The sequence below is a fragment of the Enterococcus sp. DIV2402 genome (assembly GCF_017426705.2).
Lineage (GTDB): Bacteria > Bacillota > Bacilli > Lactobacillales > Enterococcaceae > Enterococcus_F > Enterococcus_F lowellii.
Genome location: NZ_CP147251.1, coordinates 2,097,248 through 2,122,049, shown reverse-complemented (window position 1 = coordinate 2,122,049; position 24,802 = coordinate 2,097,248). Strand labels below are relative to the sequence as shown.

The 24,802-nt window shown below is 33.8% G+C and carries 18 protein-coding genes and 2 pseudogenes; 15 read left to right on the top strand and 5 right to left on the bottom strand.

Features of this window, described 5'->3' with window-relative positions:
• The first annotated feature begins 12 nt into the window (after positions 1–12).
• The 4 genes and pseudogenes from DOK78_RS15785 (at position 13) to DOK78_RS10310 (ending at position 5,000) form a co-directional block, all read left to right on the top strand.
• Entirely contained in the window at positions 13–294 is a 282-nt protein-coding gene (locus DOK78_RS15785) for an HIT domain-containing protein (protein ID WP_207940645.1), read from the top strand.
• Positions 295–320: 26 nt separating this feature from the next.
• Positions 321–662: an AAA family ATPase gene (locus tag DOK78_RS10315; RefSeq protein WP_207940441.1), complete on the top strand. Its 342-nt coding sequence runs from the start codon at positions 321–323 to the stop codon at positions 660–662.
• A gap of 843 nt (positions 663–1,505) precedes the next feature.
• A pseudogene (locus DOK78_RS15780) lies at positions 1,506–1,700 on the top strand (ABC transporter ATP-binding protein); the annotation flags it as partial.
• Positions 1,701–2,351: 651 nt separating this feature from the next.
• A complete protein-coding gene (locus DOK78_RS10310; RefSeq protein WP_207940442.1) occupies positions 2,352–5,000 on the top strand; it encodes an HAD-IC family P-type ATPase in 2,649 nt (882 codons plus the stop codon).
• A gap of 1,449 nt (positions 5,001–6,449) precedes the next feature.
• Here DOK78_RS10310 and DOK78_RS10305 read toward each other — a convergent pair.
• Positions 6,450–7,133, bottom strand: a complete 684-nt coding sequence (locus DOK78_RS10305; RefSeq protein WP_207940443.1) for an ATP-binding cassette domain-containing protein — start codon at positions 7,131–7,133, stop codon at positions 6,450–6,452.
• 938 nt (positions 7,134–8,071) lie between these two features.
• Between DOK78_RS10305 and DOK78_RS10300 the strand changes: the two genes are divergently transcribed.
• The 10 genes and pseudogenes from DOK78_RS10300 to DOK78_RS10255 all read left to right on the top strand — a co-directional run bounded on the left by DOK78_RS10300 (position 8,072) and on the right by DOK78_RS10255 (position 18,703).
• Positions 8,072–8,455 carry a VOC family protein gene (locus DOK78_RS10300; protein WP_207940444.1) on the top strand — a complete coding sequence of 128 codons (384 nt, stop codon included), beginning with the start codon at positions 8,072–8,074 and terminating at the stop codon, positions 8,453–8,455.
• Positions 8,456–9,096: 641 nt separating this feature from the next.
• Entirely contained in the window at positions 9,097–10,854 is a 1,758-nt protein-coding gene (locus tag DOK78_RS10295; RefSeq protein WP_207940445.1) for an ATP-binding cassette domain-containing protein, read from the top strand.
• Positions 10,847–12,601 carry an ABC transporter ATP-binding protein gene (locus tag DOK78_RS10290; RefSeq protein ID WP_207940446.1) on the top strand — a complete coding sequence of 585 codons (1,755 nt, stop codon included), beginning with the start codon at positions 10,847–10,849 and terminating at the stop codon, positions 12,599–12,601. Before DOK78_RS10295 ends, DOK78_RS10290 begins: the two co-directional genes overlap by 8 nt.
• Positions 12,602–12,609: 8 nt before the next feature.
• Complete coding sequence (locus DOK78_RS10285) at positions 12,610–13,212, top strand: MptD family putative ECF transporter S component (protein WP_207940447.1); 603 nt, start codon at positions 12,610–12,612, stop codon at positions 13,210–13,212.
• A 70-nt stretch (positions 13,213–13,282) separates the two neighbouring features.
• Positions 13,283–13,966 (top strand): CbiQ family ECF transporter T component, encoded by a 684-nt coding sequence (locus DOK78_RS10280; protein WP_207940448.1) that lies wholly within the window; start codon positions 13,283–13,285, stop codon positions 13,964–13,966.
• Between the two features lie 16 nt (positions 13,967–13,982).
• Positions 13,983–15,410, top strand: coding sequence for an ABC transporter ATP-binding protein (locus DOK78_RS10275; RefSeq protein WP_207940449.1), 1,428 nt, complete (start codon positions 13,983–13,985; stop codon positions 15,408–15,410).
• 157 nt (positions 15,411–15,567) lie between these two features.
• Positions 15,568–15,975, top strand: a pseudogene (gene tnpA / locus DOK78_RS10270) (IS200/IS605 family transposase).
• Positions 15,976–16,312: 337 nt separating this feature from the next.
• Entirely contained in the window at positions 16,313–16,999 is a 687-nt protein-coding gene (locus tag DOK78_RS10265; RefSeq protein WP_207940450.1) for a YoaK family protein, read from the top strand.
• 123 nt (positions 17,000–17,122) lie between these two features.
• Positions 17,123–18,070, top strand: a complete 948-nt coding sequence (locus tag DOK78_RS10260) for an NAD(P)-dependent oxidoreductase (RefSeq protein WP_207940451.1) — start codon at positions 17,123–17,125, stop codon at positions 18,068–18,070.
• Positions 18,071–18,523: 453 nt separating this feature from the next.
• Entirely contained in the window at positions 18,524–18,703 is a 180-nt protein-coding gene (locus DOK78_RS10255; protein ID WP_207940452.1) for a hypothetical protein, read from the top strand.
• Positions 18,704–18,822: 119 nt separating this feature from the next.
• On the opposite strand, the gene DOK78_RS10250 is transcribed toward DOK78_RS10255, so the two are convergent.
• Positions 18,823–20,655 (bottom strand): sensor histidine kinase, encoded by a 1,833-nt coding sequence (locus tag DOK78_RS10250; RefSeq protein WP_207940453.1) that lies wholly within the window; start codon positions 20,653–20,655, stop codon positions 18,823–18,825.
• 55 nt (positions 20,656–20,710) lie between these two features.
• On the opposite strand from DOK78_RS10250, the gene DOK78_RS10245 reads away from it, so the two are divergent.
• Entirely contained in the window at positions 20,711–21,421 is a 711-nt protein-coding gene (locus DOK78_RS10245; protein WP_207940454.1) for a response regulator transcription factor, read from the top strand.
• Here DOK78_RS10245 and citG read toward each other — a convergent pair.
• From citG to DOK78_RS10230, 3 genes are all read right to left on the bottom strand, one after another.
• Complete coding sequence (citG, locus tag DOK78_RS10240; protein WP_207940455.1) at positions 21,418–22,278, bottom strand: triphosphoribosyl-dephospho-CoA synthase CitG; 861 nt, start codon at positions 22,276–22,278, stop codon at positions 21,418–21,420. The genes DOK78_RS10245 and citG overlap by 4 nt on opposite strands.
• Positions 22,271–22,966: a GntR family transcriptional regulator gene (locus DOK78_RS10235; RefSeq protein WP_207940456.1), complete on the bottom strand. Its 696-nt coding sequence runs from the start codon at positions 22,964–22,966 to the stop codon at positions 22,271–22,273. Before DOK78_RS10235 ends, citG begins: the two co-directional genes overlap by 8 nt.
• 139 nt (positions 22,967–23,105) lie before the next feature.
• Entirely contained in the window at positions 23,106–24,503 is a 1,398-nt protein-coding gene (locus DOK78_RS10230; RefSeq protein ID WP_207940457.1) for a CitMHS family transporter, read from the bottom strand.
• Positions 24,504–24,802 lie beyond the last annotated feature (299 nt).

Sequence of the window (24,802 nt, the reverse complement as noted above, 5' to 3'; positions counted from 1 at the left end):
GTAAATGGGCATATATTAATTATACCAAAAGATCATTGCACAGATTTAAATGATATTACTGATGAAAATTTTATTGAACTACAAAAGACTTTACTAAAAATTAATAACCATATAATAAACAGCTGTGGATATACAGGAGTAAATATTTTAATGGCTAGCGGTGAAAGTGTGGGACAGTCAATTCGACATGTTCATTTCCATCTTATTCCGAGAAATTTTCATGATAATATCGTTGCATGGCCAGAGCTATCTAAAGAAAAAAAGAAACTTCTGATGGGCTTTATCAAAAATTAAAAATAACAAATTGAAGGGGGATAATTATGCTTAATAATTTATTTTTGTTAGTCGGTATACCTGGTTCTGGTAAAACAACTATTTCAAAAAAACTAGAAAAAGAAGGTGCTTTTTTAGTTTCATCAGACGAATATCGTAATATTTTTACTGAATTTAAAGATAATCATGAATTTATATTTTCAGTTATGAATTTAGTAAGGCTTCATGCACTAAAAACAAGAAATGTAGTTTATGACTCTACAAATTTAAATATTATTAATAGAAAAAATACTTATGAATATTTGAAAGGTACAAATGTCAGCGTTATAGCTATAGTTTTAGATTGTAGTGCAGAGTATTCAAAAAAATGTCAAAAAAAGACCAAATAAAACTTACGTAACAGATGATTTAGTAGATTTTTTTCAAGGATACTATAAAGAACCTATTGAAGGCATTGATTGTGATTCATTAATAAAATTATCTCTGACTCAAAGAGATAATGTAACTGATATCTTCAAAGAATTCTTGTAATCAGAATTAATTGTTTGCTCAAATGATTATGATCTAAATATTGGGCGGGTCGATTGTTACATTTGCTGTTGGTCAGGTATTATATAAATCGGAATTTTATTCCCAAAAAATATAATCTAGAATTTTAAAGAAAGTAACAATAACTATCAAATAGATTCATTGTACTTTTCCTGATTTATACTGGGTCATATAGGCAAAACAACTAGGTGTAGATATGATTATTTTAGATAAGCTGATTGTGAAATTAATTTGAAATATAATCATAAGTTAATCGCAATTAACTGTTAACCAATAGTTCTTATATTGATAGGACTGATTTGTTTATGTAGTATGTTAATTGAATAAAATTAAATAAAAATGCAGGGGACGTAATTGGCGTTGAGAAGGTTAAAACCTGACCCTTTGAACCTGTTGGTGGAGCGTGTCGGAACTATTTTGTATTGAGCTGTTTTAAGCATCTTCTCTATCTTGGAGAAGATGTTTTTTTGTAATTAAAAATAAGATATTTTGATAAAATTTGGAATTATATTTAGTAAGCATAAAAAAGAGATTCTTAATCATAGAGAGCTCCTGCCTAATTGTGTAAAAAATCAAAAAAACATTTAATAATGAAAATATTGACTGAATGGGTGGAACCATGAGGAAGTGTTAAAGCAACCGTTGTAAAAGTACTTACACGTTTTTACGATGCACACAACGGAAAGGTATACATTGGAGAGAAAGATATAAAAGAAGTCAAACCAGATAATACTTATTCCCATATTTCCATAGTTTTTCAGACAATCTATTTATTTAAAAATACATTACTAAATAATATTCGGATAGGGGATAAGACTGCTAGTTTTGACGAAATTGTAGAAGTGGTCAAAAAGCACACTGCCAAAAAGGATCTTTGACAATAAGGATTGATGAGTTGAATCAAATTAAATCTGTTACAGAATGAAAGGATCTCTGTAACAGATTTTTTTATTTCACTCAAAAATAACCTTGGCAAAATCAATATATTTGCACACATCAACAATCTAATCATCTATTCAGGTGATATCATTGTAGGAGATAGTGACGGTATAGTTTCGAAACATACCCATGAGGCAGAAGAAGTAGCGAAGCTGATAGGTGCAGTTTAAGCTAAATAACAAACTACGATGGATAGTATCTTAAAAGGCGAATCCTATCATCTATAGATCGACGAAACAAATATTAGAAAAACTGGATGGCTAGTATCCTTAAAAAATTCCATTATATGTAAGTTTGTTATCGTAAACATAAGTTTGTCGACTATAATCGCGTAAATAAAGGCTATTTTTTTATGAATACGGTCCCTCTTGACTTCTTAAAAATAGTTTGTTACGCTTATTTCTAACTTTAGAGGGGGTGGTAAACGAATGTCAAGCGACTCGAGTGACGGTGAGCAGAAACACTATTTTGACTTACCTTACTTTTTAATTGAATAGGAGACCAGCAGCAGCGCGTTATTTAGGAGCAGTTTCTAAATAAGGGGCTTATTTGTTTTATCCATCAATGAAAAAGAAAAGGAAGAAGAATAAATGAATAAAAAAGAGTTTCAGTTATCAGTGTCAGAAACAATCGAACATTATCAGGTGCCCTCAATCGAACAAGGATTGGATGAAGCACAAGTAACCGAGCGGTTAGGAATCTACGGATTGAACCAATTAGCGGTCAAAAAAACAGCTAAGTGGCGCTTGCTGCTGCGGCAATTCCATAACACGATCATCTACATTTTGATTTTCTCGGCCTGCTTGACACTCCTGATGGGGCATTTCTCTGATGCCGTGATCATCGGAATCGTGGTACTGGTCAATGCGTTGATCGGTTATTACCAAGAAGCTAATGCTTCCGATGCGTTAGAGCGGATCAAAGAGATGCTTTCGGCAGAAGCCACGGTCTATAGAGATGGGATTCGTCAAGATATTCCAGCCGCTGAAGTCGTTCCTGGCGATGTCGTATTCTTAGAATCCGGCGACAATATACCCGCAGATCTGCGGATCATCGAAGCGGACAACTTGCGTATCCAAGAATCCGCCTTGACTGGTGAATCCGATTCGGTGGAAAAAATAACAGATGCCTTAGTGGATGAAGCAACCCCATTAGCGGAACAATGGAATTTGGCGTTTGCTTCGACTTCCGTGACGTCAGGAAGCGGGAAAGGGATTGTGATCGCTACCGGCGCCACTACTGAGATCGGGAAAATCTCAGCAGAAGTCAATCAGACGGAAGAGCGAAAAACGCCGCTGATGAAAGAGATCGATGGACTGGGAAAAGGTATCACCTATGTGATCATGGGCGTGGCGGTCTTGCTATTTGTCGTCAGCTTGTTCCAGCAAACCTATGCGATTTCTGTCTTGTCCTTAGCTGTCGTCACCATGATCGTCGGTTCGATTCCAGAAGGATTGCCGGCAACGACATCGGTAGTTTTGGCGATGGGTGTCAGCGATATGGCAAAAAACAAGCACACCATCATCAAAACACTGCCTGCGGTTGAAACGCTTGGATCAGTGGATGTGATTGCGACGGATAAAACCGGTACTCTGACCAAAAATGAAATGACGGTCAAAGACATCGTATTGGCTCAGCAGGAATACGAAGTGACTGGTGACGGCTATGCGCCGTTGGGAGCGATCCATCTTAAGCAGGGGAACGACCGTGACCAAGACACCCTGCAGTTGTTTTTGGAAGCCGGCTACGAAGCCAATGATACAGTGCTAGTATCAGAAGGAAGCCAGTGGACGATCAATGGGGAACCAACGGATGGCTCCTTTTTGACGCTGTACCATAAGCAGTTTGCTTATCCACAAGTTCCTGCCTACCAAGAACTGGATATGCTACCTTTTGATTCCGACAACCGCTACATGGCGAAATTAGTGGCAAACTCTGCGGGGGAACGCTTGTTATTCGTCAAAGGGTCCCCAGATAAATTGTTTGAAATGGTGCAAAAACAGTCAGGGACTTTTGATGAAGACTACTGGACAGGACATGTCCGCCGCTTGTCGGCAGAAGGCAATCGGGTGGTAGCGGTGGGCTATCAGCCAGTTTCAATCGATCACATTGATGAAACGATTTTTGAGCAAGGACTGCAATTACTGGGGATCGCTGGGATCATTGATCCGCCGCGAGAAGAAGTGATTGCCTCCCTGAAGGAAATGAACCAAGCCGGTGTTCAGGTCAAAATGATCACTGGGGATCACCCCTTGACCGCTAAAGCGATTGGAGAAAAACTCGGCTTAGCTGACGAGATTCAAGTCGTGACTGGTACCAAGTTGGATCAGATGAGTGAAGCCGAATTTCAAGAAGCCGCCTTGGCTAATCAAGTCTTTGCACGTACGACGCCGAAAAATAAATTAGACATTATCAAAGCGCTGCAAGCTAAAGGCAAAGTCACTGCGATGACGGGTGACGGCGTCAACGATGCTCCTGCATTGAAACAGGCGGATATCGGTGTAGCGATGGGAATCAGCGGCACGGATGTAGCCAAAGATTCTGCTGATATGATCTTAACTGATGACAATTTTGGTACCATGTCCTTAGCGATTCGCGAAGGGCGGCGAATCTATGACAACATCAAAAAGAGTATTTTGTTTCTGTTACCGACGTCTTTTGCTGAAGGGCTGATCATTGCTTTTACCATCATGATGCAAAAAGAATTGCCGCTGCAGGCGACACAACTGCTGTGGATCAATATGGTTTCTGCTATTACGATCCAGTTTGCGTTTATCTTTGAACCAGCAGAGTCTGGAATCATGAGCCGTAAACCGCGAAAGACAGGTAATAAATTGTTGAATCGCCATGATATTTGGCAGATGGCGTACGTATCGATTTTGATGGCAGTCATCAGCTTGATCGCCCATGACTGGCTTTTGTTGCAAGGCATCAGCGAATCAGTTGCTAGTACCATGATGGTCAATATGGTGGTCTTGAGCAAGATTTTCTATTTGTTCAACATCCGTACCAGTGCATTAGCGTTTTCCAAAGCTTCCTTCACAAACCCCAAAGCGTTCTTGATTATTGGTGTGATGCTGGTTCTGCAACTGCTATTGACCTATGTTCCATTTATGCAGAGAACCTTTCATACCGAGGACATGTCCGTGATCGGCTGGGTCATCTCAGGGGCTTCCGGGATGGTCGTCTTACTCGTGACAGAGTTCGATAAATGGGTCCGTTCGATGAAAAGTATTTAACTTATCTTTTCTCACAATTTTTGGAAGAAATCATGAGTATAAAAAAGATTTTAAAAGACTCTTCGATAGTTAATGTTTATCATTCCCAACACTAAATAGTATAAAATCTGAATTTGTTAGTGATAATTTTTACGAACGGTGAAATCAGTTGTATTTTTGATAACTTTTTTGTGAGATCAACTTTAATTACTGAAGCCAATTATTTTACAGAGATTTGGGAAGGTTCCGAAAGTAAAAGAAGTGAGAGGTGCCTTCTCTTTTTGTCTGTACAAGTAAGAAACTTCCTAGCGATATGTATCTTACTTATGATAGTCAATTCCTGCGTGTATTTACTACTTTTGTACACTGGATATAAAGGATGAGGAGTATTATGAATCATTATACAATGTCAGAATAAGTCTATTTATTCATGTCTAAAAACGTGATAAAGTATCACCAAAAAAATTTGCCAGCAACAGTAGTTAGTAAAAATAAAGATGGTCTTGTAGTTATTTCGGAAGAAAGAATAACTATTATTCGAGAGAAACTTCCATAGATGTCTATGCGGAAGATTTAAAAAACAATACGCTTCGGCATTTAGATTTGAAAAGTTTGCTGTCTGGAGACAAACTCATAAAAAAATGCAGCAAAAAACACCCAATTTCTTGTTAGATCAAGTGAAAGCAAAGCGGCAATAAATTATCCGTCTTTTTCTTTTTGGTGTGTTGATAAAAAAATCTATGGTATTTGGATTTATTGTGAGAAAGATTTTATTAAACTAGTATATTTTCAGAGTATATAGAACATAAACAGGCTTAATTCGCGAATTAAGCCTGTTTATGTTCTATATTAGGTTTTAACAACTATTATTTACTTCCTCTTCTTTATACATATGATATTGTTGAACTATTTATGAAACGTATATTTGTATTTATCATAGTGTACATTAAAGTAATCCTGTATTTTCAAGATATTTTCGATTTAGCTTTTGATCAAGACCTGCCCAAACTATACCTCCTGTTTATCGACAAGGCAATTAGTACGAATATAAAACCAATTAGGAGTAAGACGAGAAACGTGTTCAACATATTCTGGACCATAATAATCAGTAGTAGTTTTCATAAATTGAACTCTCGATAAAATCAGAGTGATAAAAGGTCCAACGATACCTATAATTAAAAGAATCACTAAATAGATCGTTGGATTAAAACCTAAAAGTATAATATAACCTAACATAATAACAATATAAAGTTGATGTGCAACAGAAAATCTCGGATAAATATAATTTTTTGTATTCATTTTATTTTTATAGTGATCATTCCTCATTCTGGTTAATTTTTTAATTTAATTGAATTTTTCCATACAAACTAGAGTACACTCCTTGATTTTTCATTAATTCTTCATGTGTCCCTTGTTCATTCACTTTGCCATGATTGATGACCAGGATTTGATCTGCTGCTCAAATCGTATTCAAGCGATGTGCAATGATAAGCAAGATCTTATTTTTAACCAATTCAGCTGGATATAATATTCGTTATTCGCATCGACGCTGGCAGTTGTCTCATCTAAAATAACAATCGGTGCGTCCTTTAAAAATTGCGATAGAAATACGTTGGTGCTGTCCCCCAGAAAGACTTTCACCACCCTCACCAATGATCGTATCAAACCTTGAGGTAGGTTTTGAATAAAATCAAAACATCGTGCTTTTTTTGCTGCTGTAAAAATTTCTTCTTCTGTAGCATCCATTTTCCCCATCTTGATATTGTTATAAATCGAATCTTCAAATAAATAGGTTTGTTGGAAAACCATACTGATAGATTTCATCAATTCATTCAATGAAAGATCCTTTATTTGTGTCCCACGAATGCGGATAGCACCACTTTGAATATCCCAAAAACGTGCAAGTAAATTTGCAATTGTGGATTTACCTGAATCAGATGGACCGACCAATGCTGTCATCGTACTGGGGAGTAATTCAAAATTTACATCCTCTAAAACTAAACTTTTATCATACCCAAAGGATACCTGTTCAAAAACGACTTCTGGCTGTTTTTCGTCAAAACTATTCAAAGCGTTTTGACCAGCATCTTCTAAAACAGTAACGGAGAACAATTCTTCCATTCGATCCAAACAGCTATCCATAATAGCAAACATCGCTACCTCACCACTCAGTGTTTTTAAAGGAACAAAAAAAACCGAGGAAAAATAGTGAAAGAGCAATCAAGCTTTCGGAAGATAATGAGTTTGACTGATATAAGAACAAAGCAAGAATCAGAAGTAGAGAGGTAGAGATGGCTAATAATTGATGAATTTTACTTCACCAAACTGTCAACTTTTTCTCTAGTTGAATTGCAACAACTTTACTTTTTTTAAATGAATTTCGTAACCCTTTTGAACCCGATCCTAGGAGATTAAAGCTTTTGAAGAATATTTAAAGACACTTAGCGACTATCAATATCAAGTTTGTTACGATAGGTATTTTAGCGAATAAGATGAGTCTTACCAATGATTCTGGTCATAAATGTTTCAAAAATTAGCTAGAAAGTCTTGTGGTTTATATACTGTACAAAGGTATGGTATTGACAAAGAAAGGAATGCAACATTTATAGAGAAAGCAAAATTTGTTAAGTCAATTATCTAGACTGTTCTGATAAAGAAGTGACAGAATTATTAGATAAGCTTGAGTATATTAACTATTATAAGTATCGCTATTCAAAATATATCAACAGGACATATGATTGTTCTCGTGATATCAATTATCATAATTTTTTTAATTCTTTTCTCACCGAAAGGATTTATCGCAAATTTTTTGCGAAAAAGAAAGAGTGTGACAGATTAATCGGGTGTTATCGGTATTAATCATTACTGAATTATCTTGTAGTTTGGTAGGTTAGATTTTTAGTCTTAAGAAATTTAATCATGATATCAGATGCGATTTCTTATACAATTTTGTTAGGTATTGCTTCGGGAAATTTTCTTACTCATGATTTAGATTCTCCATTGATTTTTTTAGAACTATATTATTTGGTATTTTAATAGTTTATGCTATTGAATCTTTGGTATAGTAATTTATCAATTGGAAAAATAATGTAATGAATCGAGGTGTGGAAATGTTTGTAGGTCATGTTATTTATAAAGTAAATAATTTGGATGCAGCGGTAAAAAAATTTAGAAGGTTTGGTTTTAAAGTAGAATATGGTAGAAAAAACAAACCATACAATGCGTTGATTTATTTTTTATCAAGGAACATATTTAGAGTTGTTAGAGAATACTGGGTTACCCAAGTATGCAAAAAAATATTTTCAATTTTTATAAATAAACGATTCATTCAACGAGTGAATACTTGGGAAAATGGGCCTGAAGGATTACAAGATACTTGTTTAGAAGGATCGAAAAAGGAATTAAAACATGCAATTAAACAATTAGATGGCAAAGGTCAATTATTGAGGACTAGAAGAATTGATAACAAATCATAAAATGGTTATGATCTTTACTTGCTGGATAAAAATAGATAGTAGTGCCTACCATTATTTTGTTAATCATTTTTTCTTCCAATAATTTATTCATATTTCGACAAATAGTAGATAGATTTATCTTATTAGCAATCTTATAACCATTTTAGCATTTAAAGCATGATTAGGACGTTGCTCAAACAAGTCAATAAAGTTTTGTTATGCTTATCAATAGACCGCCTTTATCTATAAAATTTCAATTTCAGTATTAATTAATCGCAAATCATTTGCAATTAATGGTTGACGAATGATAGGGAGATAGTTTAGAATACTTGCAAATGATTCGCAATAAGGGGGATATAAATATCATTGATACCCGTTATGATTTTAATTTGCAGGAAAAACGACTTTACTGAACCATGTATGAACAATCTAGAGAGTCTAAAGGTTGCTGTCATTGTCAATAATATGAGTGAAGTCAATATTGATAGTGAATGTAATAGAAAACATTAAAGTAATTGCCAATAAGAATGGGTTTTAATTAATGTATAAATAGTTTATAATACCCTCAATTGATAATGATTCTCATTATCGATTATAAAGATTATTGTGTTTTATTGAGCAAAATGTAGTAACTAAATCATAAAGAAAGAGGAGATTGGATAGTGAAAAATGAATCGGTTCTTATAACATACTTATCACGAAAAAAACTGCTTCTGATAAGTTCAGGCATATTAGCAACAATAGCAACTATTATACAATTTTTCCCGTTTTATTGTATTTACAAAATTATTGAGCTTTTAATGGTGGGAAGTTATACAGCGCAAGAGATGATGCAGTGGGGGCTTCTATCTATTGGAAGTCTTATTATTAGCTTAGTTTTCTTATATATTTCAACAATGTGTTCGCATGTTGCGGCATTTAATATTTTATATGAAATTCGAATGGATTTACTCAATCATTTAACCAAAGTACCGATGGGATATTTTACACAACACTCTAGCGGACAAATGGTCAAAACGATTGACCAAGCAGTTGAAAAGATGGAGTCTTTTATTGCTCATCAAATCCCCGATATCGTTTCTGCTGTGATATTCCCCATTGTCTATATTGCTTTAATGATCGGAATTGATTGGAGATTAGGGTTGGTCTCTCTTATTCCAATTATTGTAGGAATTATCTTGTATGCAGTACTAATGGGAAAAACAATGAAAGATAATAAGGTAAAGCAATATCATGATTCGTTAGAAGAAATGAATAGTAATGGTGTGGAGTATGTAAGAGCAATGCCGGCAGTAAAAGTCTTTGATTTATCCGTGGATAATTTTAAAAGGTTCCACCAAAGTATTCAAGACTATCGTACATTGGTTGTTGCATGGACAAAAAACTTTAGAGGAGGGTATATCTGGTTCACAACTTTGGTTACTTCTGTGGTTCTATTCGTATTACCATTTGGTGCATATCTTTTAAATAAGGATCCTCAAAATGGCAGTCTTGCTTTAACAGTTATGCTGTTTGTTATTTTATCTTCAGGAACCAATGCACCGTTTATGAAGTTGATGTATGCTGCGTCCACATTCAGTAATGTGAATGAAGGAGTACAACGTGTAGATGAGATGTTTGCTGTAAAGGAAGTGGAAGAAGTACAGACAAATAAACTATTTAAAGACAATAGCATTCAGTATGAGAATGTCTCTTTTTCTTATACGAAAGATGCACCTGTTCTTAAAAATGTCACTTTTGAATTACAGCCAAACACAATGAATGCCCTTGTTGGTCCATCTGGTGGTGGGAAAAGTACGATTGCTCAACTATTATTAAGATTTTATGATGTTGATCAAGGCGCTATCAAAATCGGTGGTATTGATATTAGGAAGGTTTCAATCGATACATTAATGCAGCAAGTATCGTTTGTTTTTCAAGACGTGACTTTATTCAGTGACACCATAGAAGCAAACATTCGTATGGGAAATGACCAAGCGAGCTTAGACGAGATTAAATGGATTGCTCAATTAGCACGTTGTCATGAATTTATTGAAGAATTACCTAATGGCTATCAGACAAAAATTGGCGAAGATGGGGTATTTTTATCAAAGGGTGAAGCACAACGAATTTCGATTGCACGGGCATTATTAAAAAATTCGCCAATTCTTGTTCTTGATGAAGCAACCGCTTATGCAGATGCTGAAAATGAGGTGTATATTCAACAAGCAATTAATGAGCTGGTTGTTGGGAAAACAGTTTTAATTATTGCTCACCGTCTTTGGACAATTCAACATGTAGATCAAATTCTTGTCTGCAATCAAGGTGTAATCGAACAAGTTGGTACACATGAAGAATTGCTACAAAATAATCAATTATATGCCAAACTTTGGGCAATTAATGCAGAAACAAAAGATTGGGGGGCGGTTTCACATGTCTAAATTTTTATATAATATTTCATCGGGACAACCAAAAAGACTCTTTCCTGCTGTTTTTTGGGCAACTTTTGAATCGATTGCTCGATTGATACCAGCTGTGATTGCTTTTTATGGAATTAATGAATTATTTGAATCTTATCGTGCGCAGCGGGCATTAGATATGCGATTATTTCTTGTTTTAGGTTGTGCTAGTATTATTTGGTTTGTCATTCAACTGTTTATTTCTTCAATCACTTATGATAAAGAATATTTGACAGCTTATGATGTTTCTGCAGAAGGGAGAACGAAACTAGCTAATCATCTAAGAAAGTTATCTTTAGGTTTTTTGGATAAACGTGATCCTGGAGATTTAACAACGATGATGTTGGGTGATTATACCTTAGTTGAGTCAGCCGTTTCTCATATGATACCACAAGCTATTTCAGCCGCTTTTTTATTAATAATAGCCTTTTTTTCATTACTAACAATCAATTGGCAATTAACATTAAGTCTTTATGCATTATTACCGATTGTGTTATTGGTTGTTAGAGGTTCCAATCATTTAATGAAAAAAATGGGTGGACGACATATCAAAGCGAAAGTAGATAGTGCCTCTAGACTACAAGAATATTTACAAGGAATTAAAGAAATTAAAGCTTATTCTCTTGGTGGAGAAAAATTTTCACGGATTGAAGAAGCATTTAATCGTTTGCGAAAAGAATCAATAAAATTGGAAGGGGTTATAGGCCCAGTGGTTATGACTGCCATTTCAATTCTCCGCATTGGATTGCCTATTCTTATTTTCGTTGGTGGAAATTTACTGGTTAATAGAGAAATCGATGAGTCTATTCTGCTTGTTTTTATCATTGTTGCTAGTCGTATCTATGATCCATTTACTGCATTAATGATGAATTACACAGAAATGCGTTATGCAACGATTAGTGCTGAACGAATCATGGATATTCGAAATCAACCCGTGATGTCAGGAAATGAAGAACTAGGGAAGGATTATACGATTTATTTTGAAAACGTTGATTTTTCCTATAATAACGAAAAGGTACTTCATGATATCAATCTAATTATCCAACCAAAGACGTTGACAGCACTAGTAGGTCCTTCAGGAAGCGGTAAGTCAACTATCGTAAAATTAATTGCACGTTTTTATGATGTGCAGAACGGACAGATACAGATTGGAGATAAAGATATAAAAGAGGTCAAACCAGATAATATTTATTCACATATTTCCATGGTTTTTCAGGATGTCTATTTATTTAAAGATACTTTACTAAATAATATTCGTGTAGGAAATCAGTCTGCTAGTTTTGAAGAAATTGTAGAAGCAGCCAAAAAAGCTCAGTGCCATCAATTTATTATGAGTCTTCCAAGTGGTTACGATACGTTGGTTGGAGAAGGTGGTTCGACACTTTCGGGAGGTGAAAAGCAACGGATAAGTATTGCCCGAGCCTTTTTGAAAAAATCTGAAATCATACTATTAGATGAAGCAACAGCAGCATTAGACCTTGAAAATGAATCAGCAGTTCAAAAAGCTATTACCAATCTGGTACAAGATAAAACAGTCATTGTGATTGCCCATCGTTTAAATACGGTTGTCAATGCAGACCAAATCATTGTATTAAATGAAGGTCGTATTCTATCTCAAGGAACACACGCTGAACTGTATAGTGAATGTTCTTTATATAAAAATTTAGTGGATATGCAGACAGAATCTAAAAATTGGAAATTTACGAAGAAAGAATCTATTAAAGGATAGGTGGAATTATGAAAAATAAAAATAAGTTAGTGTCTAAAGATTATCTAACCATTGGTTTATATACAGTTGTTAATCTAGTTATTTCGTTTGCTTTATCGATACTTACCACACCTTTTTTAGTTTGGGCGTATCCGTATGCAACTGCTTTTGTTCTATTTTTTACTTGTCCCATCTATATTTTATTGGCTTTTAAGGTTGGAAAACGAGGAACGTTATTAACCTTTGGAATTATCAATGGATTATTTTACACGATTATGGGCGCGCCCTTTGTTTTACCATTCACAATGTTAGGAGCATTGTTAGGAGAAATTGTTTTAGCCAAATTTGGTGGTTATAGAAGTCTGAGAGCGCAAACCATTGCCTATACTTTGTATAATCTGGTTTATGGTTTTTGTAACTATATCATCCTTGCGATTTCTGCAGAGTACTATTTTTCAACGATGCAGATTGAAGGTGTCTTGCGTGATGCATATGTAAAATATATGACGACACCATTCTGGATTGTTGTTGCTGTCTTGACATTGATTGTAGCCATTGTTCTAGGTTGCTTATTTGGCTATGGTTTGTTGAAAAAACATTTTATCAAGTCTGGGCTTGTCTCAAAGCAATAATACATTACATTTTATTGAAGGAGCTATGTAGAATTCATAGTTCCTTTCTTTTAAAAAAGGAGTATAGAGAGTGAAAAAAAGTATCGATCCACGTATTCAGTTTTTATTATTGATCTTCTTGGGAGTTATTATTTTGATAGCTACTATCGACCAATTGATTTTATTCAATTTACTGGCAATTGGTTATCTTTTATATAATCGTCATTACAAGCGTGCAGTCAAATCAATTCTTTTGGTTCTTATAGTCACAGCATTTCACTTCTATAGTTTAATAACTGACTATCAGTCGTTAAAATTTTTTGGTTTTTTTACATTCTTAATTTTAAGATTCGGCCCGGTAATAATGTTTGCTTCTATCTTGCAAGAAGTACCTAGTGGACAAATGATTTCTTCATTACAAAAACTAAAAATTCCGAAAAATATTTTGATTACACTAGTAGTTACTTTACGCTTCTTTCCTATCATTAAGATGGAAAATGATACTATTCAAATTTCAGCAAAATTAAGAGGACTTTCATTCAGCCAACCTAAAAATTGGCTACATCCATTAAATAGTTTTGAATATACCTTTGTTCCTTTAATGATGAGAACACTAAAAATTACAGACGAGTTAGCAGCTTCAGCAATGACGAAGGGAATTGACTATCCTAAAAAAAGAACGTCTATCTATGAAAGTCGATTAAGTAGAGACGATATACTTATCACATGTTTGGTTTTTAGCTGTAGTGTGATTATTTTATTTGTAAGATTTTGAGCAGAGGAGAAAGAAAATGGACATAGCAGTGCAATTACAAAATGTATCCTATTCCTATGATGGAGAAAATAATCAATTAAAAAATATTGATTTAAGGATTTCAAAAGGGGAATGTGTATTATTAACAGGAGGATCAGGTTGTGGGAAAACGACGATTACTCGCTTGATTAATGGGTTGATTCCTCATTATTTTGAAGGAAATATACAAGGGGAAATTTATATTGATGGCATGCATACCTCACTATTTGAATCCTGGGAATATGGAGAGCATGTGGGCAGTGTTTTTCAAGATGCCCGTTCTCAATTTTTTACCTCGCATATATTAGATGAACTGGCTTTTACTTCAGAAAATTATGGATATGATCCTGAAACTATCAAAAACCGAATAGATCATGTTACAAAAGCAAATAGAATTGTTGATTTAAAAAATCGAAAATTAGAAAATCTTTCAAGCGGTGAGAAACAAAAAGTAGCCATGAGTGTTGTACAGGTAAGTGATCCAGATATCTATGTACTTGATGAGCCATCAGCTAATCTGGATTTTGAATCGTGTCTGATTTTAGCGAAGTTATTAAAAAAATTGAAAAAGCAAGGAAAGACTATTTTAATTGCCGATCATCGTATTTATTATTTAATGAATTTGTTTGATCGAGTCGTTTATATGGAGGAAGGCACAATTAAAAATCAAGGGGATAGTGAACGATTCAATCGATTAGATGACGAGTATTTAAATTCACTTGGTATTAGAAGTAATCAAGCGATCACTCTTAATGAAATCATGAAGAAGCAACCCAAATTAGAAAGTAGACGACAAAAGGAGTCAGAACTCCATTTAAACAATCTTTCAGTTGGTTATGGTAGAAGAAATAAACCTTTATTAGAAAACATTGAATTTACTATGAGTAAAGGAGAAATCGTTGTTCTAACAGGAAAAAATGGTATTGGAAAAACTACATTAGCACAAACTCTTTGTGGTTTATTGAAAGAAAAAGCAGGTACAATTATGTTAAATAAGACCAAATTATCCATGAGAGAGAGGCGAAAAAAATTTTGGTTTGTTTTGCAAGATGCAGATTATCAATTGTTTTCTGATAGTGTAGTTAATGAATTACTATTAGGAATCAATAGAACCACAGAGAATATTGAGCGAGCAGAAAAAATAATGCAAGATTTGGGACTAGAAACACTTAAAGAACGACATCCAGCTTCATTATCAGGAGGACAGAAGCAACGATTAACTTTTGCAGTAGGATTGATGAGGCAACCGGATTATTTGATTTTGGACGAACCAACATCCGGTTTAGATGCACGTAATATGCAGCGAATGCATCGTTTGATTGATGAATACCGTGAAAAAGGAATTCGTTTTATCATTATTAGTCATGACTTTGAATTTGTTTCAAAGATGCAATGCCTAATAATAGATATGAATGAATATTGTTAAGCATTATTAACTACTGTTCCGAAAAATATTTATGAGGGTAAGTAGTATTTTTTGTCATAACTTTTCATGAAAAAAAGTAAAGGAAGGATTGTTTAAGTTTAGATTGGATCTTTGCTGAAAACCATTAGTTACAGAAGGATAGGTACTTTAGAATTAAATGTTCAATTGTAAATATCACATCATTTTTGCACAAAAATATAGAATGCGAGTGATTTATGGATAATACAAGAAAAGTATTCGGGAAATTATCCGATAATTGTGTAAAAGAAAAGACATTGAGATAATTCAAGCAAACGCTTGTCGAGATTATATTCATTTGTTAGTCAGTTTTCCAGCAAAAATTAAGTGTATCAAGTTTTATGGGATATATAAAATAGCCGTTTAAGGAAAGTTGATAGCTATGCCAATTTAAGAAGGTATCGGTATGAGAATATCCCATTTTGATATAGTGGGAGAGTATTATGTCGATATAGTTGGAAACAATAAACAGCAGATAGAAGTCTATATTTGAAAGCAAATACAAGAGGGTTATGTAGCAGATCAACTCACATTGTTTGAAGGATAAAGTCCGTTTATAGGACGAAAAAATAAAAAGAAGTGAAAAAAATTCTTTTATCAACGACATACTAGAAGCAAGTATATGAAATATATATGGGATATTAATATGGAAGTATACTGTCTGCACAAAATAATCAGTTTTTTAAGCGCAGAGCTTTGACGAATAAGTTTATTCATTTTACAATTAATGAAAGGTATATTTTATTGAAAAGTTTAGTAAATCAGAAAAATGAAGTTGCTGTCATCGTTAAATCTATATATATAATTAAATAATTGATTGAAAGAAATAGAGTTAGTTTTCCTTTATTTTTTGAAAGTAGGTGGACGCGATAATGGGGCAACGGATGACAAAGAGTGAAATAGAAGTGTTAAGTTACTTAACAATGGCAGCTACTTTTTTGATGGGATTTATTGATGCTTATACTTTTTTAGAAAAAGATGGTGTCTTTGTGAGCGCTCAAACTGGTAATATGATTGCTTTTAGCAGCAAACTTTTTACAGGACAATTTAGCCAAGCTGCAGGTCATATCACTGTTTTTATTGGTTTTTCATTAGGGGCTTTCATTGGAGAAGCTGTCCTTCAGAAAATGAAGAGGCATTTTCTCAAAAAATATCAAATTTTCTTACTCATTCAGGGAAGTCTGCTGCTGTTCTTTGCTCTTTTTCAGCAAACGATTAACGATTCATTGATGATCTTTCTCTTAGGTTTTCTGGCAGGCTACGAATTGACTATTTTTCGACAAATCGGTATGACGACGGTCAATGACGGTATTATGACAGGAAATACGAAAAATTTGATGACGAATCTTTTTAATTTTCTCTTTAAAAAAGACGAAACAGCTAAGAAAAATTTCATACATTTAAGTTTAACAATTCTGCTTTTTATGATTGGTGTAGGAAGTGGTAGTTTAGTGGTTCAAATTTTACCGTTTTTCTGCCTTTGGTTTGCGTTTTTATTAACTATTGGATTGTATTTCTTTATTTCAGCTTTGTTCAAAAAAAAATTTGAATTTAGTGATAAGAAAGATTAAAACAAAAGATAGACCTGCTTTTCCCTATGGTCTCAGAAAGTATTTAATTGGCAAGACGATTGAACAGAAGGCAGTGATATAACGAGACCATTTTTAAAATTACGTTTACGAGGAGGAAAAACAATGACAAATATTTTAGTAGCTGTTGATTTACCAACAGAAAGCAAACAACTTTTAGACGAACAGAACTTTCAAGTGAAGTATCTTAACGATACGGAAAAGCTGATCGATACTATCGCAGGAGTCGATATTCTGATCGCTGCAGTCAATGTTTCTGTGACAGAAGAGGTACTTGAAAAAGCCGATAAGCTTGCATTGATTGCCAATATTGGAGATGGTTATAGTAATATCGCAATCGAGACAGCTAGAAAGAAAAACATTTCAATTACAAATACGCCTACACATGATGCCATTCAATCGACTGCTGAAATGACGATGACTTTGTTGTTGGCTTTATCAAGAAACGTAAAAGAAGGACAAAAGATTTGTGATCAAAATGATTTTAGTGGCTGGTCTGTTACTGGCTATCTTGGGGGACATCAAGCATCTAATAAAAAAATTGGAATTATTGGATTTGGCAGAATTGGACAAAAAGTAGCTAAAATTGCGCATGCTTTAGAGATGGAAGTCTTGTTTGTCGATCCTAAAAAAATAGCAGCTCAAACGAAGCATGAACTGCATGCCAAAGAAGTTTCTTTGGAGGAAGTGTTAAAGTCCGCAGATTATATTACCTTAAATTGTTCCGCAAATGACGAGAATCACCATATGATTACGAAAAATGAAATACAAATGATGAAGAAAAGTGCTTATTTAATCAATTGTGCGAGAGGATCATTAATTAAGGAAGCAGATCTTGTCGAAGCACTTAATGAAAAAATGATTGCCGGAGCAGCTTTAGATGTACACGAATTTGAACCGCATTTTACAGAAGGTTTATTGAAATTGCCGAATGTAGTCCTTACGCCACACGTAGGCAATGATACGTATGAAGCTCGAAATGAAATGGCATACGAGGCTGTGACACAAGTAATTAAATTTTCTAAAGAAGAGCCAATCAGCCATTTAATTTAAGGTGTATGATAGTAGCGGAAATAAAAAACATGACTTTCTCTGATTAGGCACCTTATTTATTACTGTAGTATTGAATATTACAGATGATAATTTCACTACTGGGTTATGACTCACACAAAGTAAAAAATACGTTAGCAAATTTTATTCTCTCTTTTATAACTGTATAGCCTGCGATTTTAAGGTTCTATGTATATAATTGTCCGACAAATAAATGGTAAATATTTAAAATAGATTTAACTAATGAATGATTTCAATCTACAATGATTAATATTGAGTTGACGTTTAATTGATTTGGTGCTGATATGAAAACGTAATTAAAGAGAGTCACTCTTCGGAGGCTTCACCAATTATTCAATTTTAGGCACTAGTGTCTATTTTTGTATTTGTATAGTGGTTTCTGAAGAGTTTTTTTGTTGTCATCATGTAATAACTAGTTAACATGGGGTTAGAAATATGTTTAAACTCTTTCAAAGTAAGAAGAATATCCAAGTGGTTGCGCCAATAACAGGTAAATTAATTTTAGTGAATGATGTTCCAGATGATGAAGTCATCTTTAAGCTTCAATCGATTCACGGTTCGAGGGTTGAAGAAAGTTCGAAAGTAATCTGGTATCCTTATCATGGCCCACAATAGGATGAAATTAGCTACATTAAACAAAAATAATTACCAATATACATAGAAAACCAGAAGACCCACAAAAATCAAAGATGATTTTTGTGGGTCTTCTGGTTATAAATGAGGATGAGACATATTTACGTCACAGCCCCTTTGGTATCACTATTTTCTAGAGGGATAGCAATGGAGAAGATTGATCCTTTTGGTGAAGTTTCTAATTTTAAAAGCCAATTATTTTTCTTGATTAATGAAGAAACAATAAACAAGCCAAGACCTGTGCCACCATCAGAAGTTCGAGTGGTAAAAAAAGGAGTGAAAATTTTATTTTCAATTTCTTTAGGAATACCTGGTCCTGTATCTTGTATCTTGAGCAGTAGAAATTTATTATTTCTATATATTGAATGATAATTTTGGAAATTGATAATATCTGATTCAGTACATTTTTCAACCGAAACTATTATTTTTCCTGAAGAACCCATTGCTTGAAAAGCGTTAATAATGAGATTATACAAAATTCCTTGTAAATCATCTTTTTCAAAAATCGCTGGTCCTGTAGTTTTGATTTCGAGGTTGATAATATCTTCGTTTGGCAAGAGTAACTTCATGACTGAAATAGCATCAGATACAACAGAACCAATATCTAGTGTCTCTTTTGATTCGGGTGCAACTTTTGAGAAACGTAATACATTTTTAGAGAGTTTTTGACCTTTTTGGGCAGCTTGATAAATTTCTTTCAAGTCTTCGATAAGTTCAGGATTATCTTTGTGCTCATCCATAAGTAATTGGAGATTACCAATCAGAGGTGTCAAAAAATTATTCATATCATGAACAATGGATGTAGTTAATAAGCCAATCGTTTCTAATTTAGATTCTTGTAATAATGTTTTTTCTACGTTATGTTTTTCTTTCTGTAGTTCTTGAATTGCCAATAATCGTTGGTTTTCTTGATAGGCTTGATTACGTCTAATATAATTTCTGAAGTTGATTAATATGGATAAAATGATAGCTAATAGAATTGCTAATAAACCGATGACTATGAGACTTTCTTGTAATTTTAAACCGCTTACTTCTCTAAAGTCAGCATTACTAGCTACTATCCAACGAGTTTCACCGATAGTGATCCATTGAAACGCAGTCATTTTCAATACTTTTTCTAAATTTTTACTGGTCCACCAATAAGAATAATAAGCTACAGTTCCATGATCATTTGTTCGTTGCTGTTGTTCTAATTTTTCTAAATCTGAATAATCTAATTTAGGGAACTCTTTTTTTCTTCCATCAACAATAGATAAACCAATTTGGTCTGTAGAAGGATGCATAATAACTTCCATATTTTCATTTTTGACCATAGTATATCCTTGTAGAGAATCTTCTTTTTGAGCAATTTTTTCATTAAAGAATTGATTTAGATTAATAGGAACCATCAAGATAGATTCTATTTGCTGATTGTCATTAACAATGGGATAGTATATATTAATATAAGAACTATGATCATCAAAGTATTCTTTGCCACTTCCGAGAACTTCGCCTTGTAGCGCCTTATAGAAAAGCGAATCTTTAGTATATATTTCTGGTAAATAATCGAGAGTAGTCAATCCGTTTTTTGACTGCTTACGACCATCTAAAAATTTCCCATCAGGATTCAGCAAGTAAATTTTTCTGATAATGGAAGTTGGCGCATCAAAGAGCTTGTTTAAAATTTGATTATCGTCTAATAATTGTGTACGCTCTTTATTAGTAGCCATTTGCTTGCCCAGATCATTTAGCAAATCAGTTTGTGCATCTAACTCTAGGGTTAAAATCTTTATTACATAATCATTTACTTTATCTAGTTGTGTAAGCCCCATTTCCAAAGAATGTTGGTGTGTGTTACGATAACTAGTAGCAGTCACAATTATTCCTAAAATAGATAGTAATAGAATAATAAAAAAACTCAAATAAAGCCATTTGATTGAATGTTTCTTATACATAGGAAATCCTTTCTTTTACCACTAAATGTAACTTTCAAATTAGGAGGAAATAGGTATGCGTAACGAAAAAATCTTAGTTGTTGATGATGATTCATCAATAAGAAGATTAATATGGAAAGCTCTACAATCAACAGGAATTTTGATTTATCAAAGTGATTCAATTGAAAAAACATTAGATATTATGTCAAGAGTTACTTTCGATTTATTCCTGTTAGATGTTAGTTTAGAATATGAAAATGATGGCTATTATTTAGCACAAATAATCAGAGAACAAGATTCAATGGTACCGATTGTATTTCTTAGCGGAAAAAACAACGAACATGATATTGTAGCTGGTCTAGAGACTGGTGCCGATTTGTATTTGACGAAACCTTTTACCCCAGCAATATTAAAAGCACAAGTTATAGCAACGTTAAATCGTTCGAACGTTATTCGTAATCAACAACAAGAACTTCAAAGTAATGAATTGATTATTGGGGATTTTCGATTTGATTCTAATCGGTATCAATTATATAAAAAGGATAAATTGATACCACTTTCTTCAAAAGAAACACAACTCATGCAATTCTTTTTAAAAAATCCAGATCAGGTATTTTCTAAAGAACAGATTTATAGTAGTGTTTGGAATGATGGAGAAGTAGATGCGAATACAATTATGGTCTTTATCAACCATCTACGAAATAAAATTGAAGATAATCCTAAAAATCCCAAGAATTTAAAAACTGTTTGGGGAATAGGTTATGCATTTTTTCCAGCAGAAAGTTAAAAAATATTTTCTAAAAAAGCAAAGTAAAGCCCTAACCCTAATAAATCTGCAGCACCACCGGGACTCAAATTTTTTTGAGTCATTTTTTTATCATAATCTTGTAGAGTTTTTAAAAAATCATCGGCATCCAGTTCCATTTCAAAAAGCTGTTGACTTTCTTTTTGAACTTGTCGCCAAGCATCAAATCCACCTCTGTGTAAAATATTCCCATCTTCAACTGTACTCATCAACAAAATTAAGCCGCGCAGTAAGGTTATATTTTTGGATTCTTTAGTGGGTCGACGCAAAAAAGGTAGAAGCAAGGTAGATAGAGTAGGAAACCCCTTAGACACTTCCCCTCGAATACCCGTTATTTTTTTCTCTAGATAGAGTTTTTCACCATAAGAAAGTACTCTCTTTTGATGTAAATCCGTAAAATCTTTTTGAATAAGATCTTTTGTCATTTCAGTGACGATCATCAAAATATTTTTGCTGTCTTTCTCAGTTAATGGCAATTGATGATTTTGTAGATAAAATCCTGTAGCACCCAGCAATACAGCAAATGAAAAATTCGCTCCTTTATGAGTATTTACTTGATTTGTTGCTGCTAACATCGATTTTTCAGCCTGTATACCAACAGTTCGTAGTTTTGAAAAAAGAGAAGGCAACACGTCATTATGACGATAACCAATTAAGACGTATTCATTAAAAAAGGGAGCCAGACTTTGAATGCTATCAATAAAGGTGAAGAAGTCCATATCTTGATGTGCGCCATTGGAAAACCGATCCACTAGACCTGGTTTTGGTGAGAGACTTACTTCATAAAGTAAAGCTTTAATGGCAATTCCAGCAATTTGCTGTGATAAATATTCAGTCAATTTGACGACGCTCCATTTCTTTTAAAATAAATGTTAAGGAGCGATTAAGGTGTTCGTGCGTAATTAAAGTAATTTGTTCGCTATTCTGTGTTTTCATGCCTCTAAAAATTAACCAGTGCTCTTTTAATGCTCGGCTTCGTCGAGAGGATGATCGGATGGCAATATCCCTAAAATAAATTAAATAGGCTTGTAATTCAGTTACGATTGTTTTTAATCTAAGCATTTGACTTTTTTCATAGATGAAAGAATTAAAGTCAGAGAAATTTTGCAATAATTTATCAACTTGACCGGTTTCGTTTAAATACTCTCCTTGTATGAGCAGTGATTCCAATTCTTCAAAATCATCATCGGTCATTAAATTCATTGCTTTGATTGTCGCTAAAGTATCTAGTGATTTTCGAATTTCATAGATTTCGTGAGCGTCTTTAATGCTGATACCTTTGATGACGATTCCAATTTTAGGTACATGTGTAACCAATTGTTCTTTGACTAATTCTTGCAGTGCGAATCGAATAGGTGTACGGCTAATATTCAATACTTCTGAAAATTCTTTTTCATTTATACGTTCACCAGCAGGAATATCTCCTAAAATAATTGTTTTTCGGAAAGCTTCGTATATACAAGCTTTAAGTGGTTTATTTTGTGTTAGATCCAAATTTTTTTTCACGACTTCAATAATAGATGCCATGATTAGACCTCCTTTAATAGTATAACAGTGATTACTTTTGAGTACACTGATAAATTTAGATACCTCGTTTATGTTTAATTTACTATAAAACAATTATTGGACAAATCTAAGAATAATTTTCTTGGATTTGTCCATTATTTTAGTTTTGTGGGATAAAAATAGGCATATGTCCAAGTAAAACAATAGTTACAATGAAAATGATAAAGATTCCTAAAGCATACTTAGCTGATTCTTTTTGCCATTGCCCCATATCTAGGCCGGTTAAACGAAGCAATAAATAGATAAATGCCACTAAGGGACTTAATAAATGAAAAGCCTGTCCCATTAATGAAGCAAGAGCCATTGACATATTATCAAATCCATAAGAACGTCCTGCTTCTGCTAAAACAGGCATCACTCCAAAGTAAAATCCATCATTGGAAATAAAGAAGGTACCTGGTGCAGAAATGAAGGCAATAACTAATCCCCACGCTCCAGCAAGTTGTTCTGGAATAATATCGACAAAACTGTTCGCTAAAGCATTTGCCATACCTGAGCCCTGGAATAGACCCATGAATACACCAGCAGCAAATACAAGAATGACTACTTGAACGGCATCTCCTCCGTTAGCACCAATCCGAGCACTTTGATCTTTTAATACAGGATAGTTGACAATTAAAGCAATACAAGTACCAACTAAGAAAAGTAATAATGGAGGCATAGAAATCCATTCTGGGAGACCTAATTGGTTAACAAAAGAACTTAATACCAGCCATGCAATTAAGACAATTGTTAAAATACCATTGAATATAAAATTATTTGGACGACGAATTGTTAGAATTTCTGAATCAGTTACGCTAGTCATTTCTTCTATTTCAGCATCCGAAAAGCTTGTGACGCCCAAACGAGCACGTTCTTTTTTTCCCATACGATAAGCAACAAAGAAGATAACATATAAGATTGAAATAATCATACCTGGAGCTAGGTAAGACAGTATATCTGCATCAACCTCTAAAACCGCCATTGCACGGGCAGTAGGACCACCCCAAGGCAATAGATTCATAATAGTATTTTGTAAAATAATCAAAACACCTAGGTTCATCAATTTCATGTTCAGTTTTTTATAGATTGGAATAAACGCAGAACAACAAATCAAAGTGGTCGTTGTTCCATCACCATTTAGTGATACTGCGGCAGCCACGACTGCAGTTGCCATCAAAACTTTCATGGGGTCGCCTTTAGCAAAATAAATCATTTTTTTGGTAATTGGATCAAATAATCCTGCGTCCAGCATGATTGAGAAATAAAGAATGGCAAAGAGCAACATAATTCCTGTTGTTGCTGTTGTTGCGATACCTTCCATTACAAAATTGCCAATGTGTACTTCTGGAATACTGCCATCTGCTCCAGTTGGTGGACTTGCGACACCTGTGGCAATCGCAATCAAAGTGAACACAAGCGGAACAACTACTAATGAAGTAAATGGTGATAACTTTTTCTTCATGATGACGAACATGAAGATGATAATCATTGCGTAAGATAAAATAGTTAGTAACATTTTTTCTTCCTTTCTTCTAATTGAACGAATGTTTTTTTGAAAACGGTAACAATAACAAAGAAATAAAAAAGAAATTAATAATTTTAATTTCACAATCTATCTGTTTTTTTTATTATTATTTCCTGTTTACAAATTTAGAATAATCAAATTAACGAAAAGAATAAAGATGGTGACTAACAAAAGAACACAAAAAAAACAATCGTGGACTATAAATCTTATTCAGTACTTAATTAAATATTAATAGAATCTTAATTGTCTATAAATAGCTTTATACCAACGTTTTCAAGGTTTTGTAGGAT